This is a genomic window from Psychrobacter sp. Rd 27.2 (assembly GCF_001921755.1).
GTDB lineage: Bacteria > Pseudomonadota > Gammaproteobacteria > Pseudomonadales > Moraxellaceae > Psychrobacter > Psychrobacter celer.
The window spans coordinates 1-293 of record NZ_MRYB01000192.1 but is presented as its reverse complement, the minus strand read 5'-3'; the positions used below and the strand labels follow the sequence as shown (position 1 = coordinate 293).

Annotated in this window: 1 pseudogene; it reads left to right on the top strand. The window is 35.2% G+C overall.

Annotated elements, in window-relative coordinates:
* Nucleotides 1–173 (top strand): annotated as a pseudogene (locus BTV99_RS13825) (3-phenylpropionate dioxygenase); the annotation flags it as partial.
* Nucleotides 174–293: the final 120 nt, after the last annotated feature.

Genomic DNA, 293 nt, shown 5'->3' with positions numbered 1-293 from the left:
TCATTTTAGAGAATATGGCACCCAATGCTATTGAACATGAGTTCTTGTATCAACATGACGTTGGCCTGTCTCGACTAAGAAGAATTTTTCAAAAAGAAGGTAAAAAGCACTTCAAACAATTGCAAGAAATGCAGGAAGCAAAAGAATCTCAAACAGAGAAAGTTAGCTTTTAACTGTTTTTTTTCTTAATCGCGCTATACGACTTGAAAGGGAGTTTGAGTATAAATGAACGATCTATTATTAAATAAGAGAATTGTGATATCAGGCGCTGCTAGAGGGCTGGGTTTATCTTT